Raw genomic sequence first — 2,828 nt, 5'->3', positions numbered from 1 at the left:
CGTGAAGCCTCCAAACAGCAAAAAAGGACTTTTCCACTAAAATTGAAATCCTTTTTTTATGTATCAAATGTACAACAAACAATGCTAGAATTGAACCCCAATTCTAGCATTGTTTGTTGTACATTTGATACATAAAAAAAGGATTTCAATTTTAGTGGAAAAGTCCTTTTTTGCTGTTTGGAGGCTTCACGGCATAAAATTTTAGCATTACTCCATATTTTTTATTTTTGTCGCTTCATTCTTTTTTGCTAGGAACTTTAAAAATGATAAAAGAAATAATTTTTGCTACCAGAAACTTACATAAAATCGAAGAAATAAAAGAAATATTAAAAGATTTGAATATTAAAATTGTGCCAATGATTTCTTTTGATAAATACCCAAAAACAATAGAAGACGGCAAAACGCTTGAAGAAAATGCTGCAAAAAAAGCAAGGGAAGCCGCTGAATTTTTTAAACAATGGACTATTGCAGATGATTCTGGTTTAGAAGTTGATTACTTAAATGGCGCGCCCGGTGTTTATTCGGCAAGGTATGCCGGCGAAGGATGTAGCTACGATGATACTAATAAAAAACTTCTTGCTGCTTTGAACGGTGTTGCTACAGAAAAAAGAACGGCAAAATTTAGAACTGTAATTGCAATTTCGAGTCCTGAAGGCAAAATATATTTTACGGAAGGTAAAATATTTGGTACAATAAGCTTGCGGGTTGCAGGGACCAGTGGGTTTGGGTATGATCCTATTTTTTATGTTCCGGAATATGGGAAAACTTTCTCGGAGCTTGGTTCCGAAGTGAAAAATTCTATAAGTCATAGAGCAAAGGCTTTACAAAAAGCCAAAGAGGTTCTAAAACGCTTATAGACGTATTATGAAAACGTAGTTTGTTTTTATTGACGAGAATTTTTACGGAAATATCTTTCGGTAGAGACACAAGCGTCGCCTAGCTACACGATTGACTCAACAAGTAAACAATGTACCGATGACGCTAAACAGTTGAAGCATTCGGTGTCGGTAGTGGAGATAGCTCGGAAGAACTGGGTGTTTCTCGCCTGAGAAAAAAACTATGTGTTTTTTCGAACTGGATTACTATTATGATAAAAGAGAGCGTGAAAAGCTTTCTAACCGCGCAGATTATCCTCTCATTAAAGCCGTATGCAAAAAAAGATTAGACGAAGAAGAATTGAAAAAAGAATTGTAAGCTTTTGTCTATAAATTTTTTAAATAAATCTGGTAAAATTAGATTAGTTTTTGTTACCATCTAGTGGCATTACTAAAAATTGCGATCTGTCGGGGAGTAGCGTAATTGGCTATCGCGCCTGCTTTGGGAGCAGGAGGTTGTGGGTTCGAGTCCCGTCTCCCCGATGTTTTTTACTCGTAAAAGGGCGCGTTTTGAGTACAAAAACGATGGACGCTGTTTCCAATTCTCAATCTTTCATGCTACGGAGTGTCTGAAATCTAAAATATCAACATAATTTTTTAAATGTTCCTTTGATAAATGAGCATAAATCATAGTGGTTTTTATATTTGGATGGTCCTAAAAGCTGGCTTACTGCTGTAAAAAGGCTAACTCCATGCTTTAATCGTATGCAGTTCTCTGTTTATGGTGGATGCCACAACTTTTTCATTGCCTTCTATAATTTTATAGCTTTCTATATTATGCGTCGTAATATCTTTAAGATAGTTTATTTTTAAATGGTTAGTTATTCTCAAAAATGTTTTATAGTCACCACATCTTTGTGAACGCTGTCTGGACGTTTATTTGTCACCGCGAATTTTAAGTATTCGTCTGTAAAGGCTTTAATTGTTACGTTTGATAACTTTCCATATCTGAAACTCCATTTACTGCTACGCCTAGTTAATTTTGCTGTCGTAGGCGCACGACTCTTTCACGTTTATATATAAATGCCATAAAATCACGCTATCTCATCTTGAGCAAACAATTTATTGCTAATTTAGTAGCAAATTGTTGTTTTTCCATGTTGCTTAAAGCTGTGACATGTCTATCAAACCCGCAATTGTCCCTTTCTATACAAAATCCATCGTTAATAAAAACTTTTTTAATTCTCCGACTGACGATTCCATTTTGACGAATTCAAGTTGCTAATGCAACAGTAGTGGCGGAAAGTATCGGGCTAGTATTGTAGAAGTTTTCTTACAAAAACTCAATGGCAATTAGTCCAGCACCTAAACGCGCCTGAAGTTTTCATATTTTCTTGTAAATTAGAAGTTTTGATATAATACGAATATGGGCAGACATATTCAGTGTCCATTAAACTCTTAGAAGATTTAAACTGATATAATCGGATTGATATAATAGTGGCGGTTACATTTGCTGGCAGGAAGGTTTGAGGCAGGAAGATTTAAGGGTAGAAAGAAGACAAAGATCTCTGATTGAATTTTGATTGTTTTGATTGTATAATTTTCAAGGTTGAAATGTTAAAAGTAGGGGATTAAATTTGTATAATGACAACAGTTGTAATTGATTATTTAAAAGAGTACAAAAATAGAGTTTAGATTCTGAAGTACAAAATAAGAAGAGTTTAAAGAGTATGGACTACAAGAACGAAAGAGGATTTAGAATGATTAATTTCAAGAGGGTGATAAGCGTTGTTGTGATATTTAGTTTGGTGTTGAGTTCATGTGGAGGGAACAAGAATGGTGGGAGCGGGGTAAGTGGGCTAGTAAGGAATGTAGAGTTGAGTATATTTGAGAACGACATTAAAACCGTTGGTAGGGCAGAGGATGTAGTGCGAGATGGATCGGCTATGAAGCTGGTTGGTAGTCGGTTTGAAAGGTGTGACCTTGACAGCGCTGTTGGTGGGAAAGGAGAAG

Annotated in this window: 3 protein-coding genes and 1 tRNA gene; 3 read left to right on the top strand and 1 reads right to left on the bottom strand. The window is 35.5% G+C overall.

The window, feature by feature from the left end; all coding sequences use genetic code 11:
* The first annotated feature begins 263 nt into the window (after positions 1-263).
* Together LE180_RS06610 and LE180_RS06605 are read left to right on the top strand one after the other, a co-directional pair.
* Positions 264-857 (top strand): XTP/dITP diphosphatase, encoded by a 594-nt coding sequence (locus LE180_RS06610; protein ID WP_374134661.1) that lies wholly within the window; start codon positions 264-266, stop codon positions 855-857.
* Positions 858-1,284: 427 nt separating this feature from the next.
* Positions 1,285-1,358, top strand: a tRNA-Pro gene (locus LE180_RS06605).
* Between the two features lie 201 nt (positions 1,359-1,559).
* On the opposite strand, the gene LE180_RS06600 is transcribed toward LE180_RS06605, so the two are convergent.
* A complete protein-coding gene (locus LE180_RS06600) occupies positions 1,560-1,706 on the bottom strand; it encodes a hypothetical protein (RefSeq protein WP_374134660.1) in 147 nt (48 codons plus the stop codon).
* An 869-nt stretch (positions 1,707-2,575) separates the two neighbouring features.
* On the opposite strand from LE180_RS06600, the gene LE180_RS06595 reads away from it, so the two are divergent.
* Positions 2,576-2,828, top strand: a 253-nt coding sequence (locus LE180_RS06595; RefSeq protein WP_374134659.1) for a hypothetical protein, incomplete at its 3' end; no start/stop codon positions are given.

Source organism: Candidatus Endomicrobiellum pyrsonymphae, from assembly GCF_020328025.1.
Lineage (GTDB): Bacteria > Elusimicrobiota > Endomicrobiia > Endomicrobiales > Endomicrobiaceae > Endomicrobiellum > Endomicrobiellum pyrsonymphae.
This window is presented reverse-complemented; position numbering and strand designations above follow the sequence as displayed.

Coding starts and splice junctions, on each gene's coding strand:
- LE180_RS06610 (WP_374134661.1), top strand. CDS start 264: ATGATAAAAGAAATAATTTTTGCTACCAGAAACTTACATAAAATCGAA.